1 protein-coding gene is annotated in these 837 nt (G+C 35.4%); it reads right to left on the reverse strand.

Annotated elements, in window-relative coordinates:
- Window positions 1-35: 35 nt before the first annotated feature.
- The gene (locus tag AC1IR0_RS15615) at window positions 36-782 is read right to left on the reverse strand and encodes an IS5-like element ISAba31 family transposase (RefSeq protein ID WP_005262957.1); all 747 of its coding nucleotides are present in this window, start codon (window positions 780-782) and stop codon (window positions 36-38) included.
- Window positions 783-837 lie beyond the last annotated feature (55 nt).

Below are 837 nucleotides of genomic sequence, written 5' to 3' on the forward strand. Positions count from 1 at the left end.
TAGGGTCTGTTGACATTTACTGTTTATAATTAACCCTATAAAGGTAGCCATAAAAATATACAGGCTAAAGCAACAGAACTTTGATAATTTCTTTTGAGCTTGTCATATCGAGTAGCTATTCCTCTAAATTGCTTTAATCTACAAAACATATTTTCAACTAAATGCCTGATTTTATATAAATACCAGTCCATATGGTCATTGTTCGATTGGCTATTCGTTTTCTTTGGTATATTCGCTTTAGTCCCTGTTTTCCTGATCTGTTCACGCAGTGGTTCTGAATCATAGCCTTTATCTGCACATACCACTTTTGTCTCTTTTAAATCTAATGTTGATATTAAATCAGGTGCAACTTTAACATCATGTGTGGTTCCATCGGTAATCATGAAATCAATAGGATTGCCATGTGCATCAACAATCAAATGTATTTTTGAGGAGTTTCCTCCTACACTTTTAGAAATAGATTGATTCGCTATGCCGGCAGAATGTTGATGAGCACGTACATGAGAGCCATCAATAAAAATCCACTCCATATCGGGGCATGAGGCTAGTAATTTGAATAATCTAAGTAACTTACCGCTGCTTGACCAACGATTAAAACGTTTGAAAATAGAGTTTGAATGACCAAAACAAGAAGGAATATCTCGCCACGGACAGCCTGTTCTAATTCTATAGAGAATAGCTTCAATAAAATTGCGTAAATTTGAGTTGTGGTGAATGGATAAATTACGCAGAATAACTTTCAACTTTTGCCAGTGTTGATCTGTCAGCATGGTACGAGGCATAGCGAATAGTAAAATTGGGTTTGGCGATTTGATTTTACTACTTCGCTATTTTTTT

It is taken from the genome of Acinetobacter sp. 129952 (assembly GCF_056642055.1).

What these genes read in the sequence shown, in the direction of transcription:
- AC1IR0_RS15615 (WP_005262957.1), bottom strand. Translation starts at nt 782, where the DNA reads ATGCCTCGTACCATGCTGACAGATCAACACTGGCAAAAGTTGAAAGTT.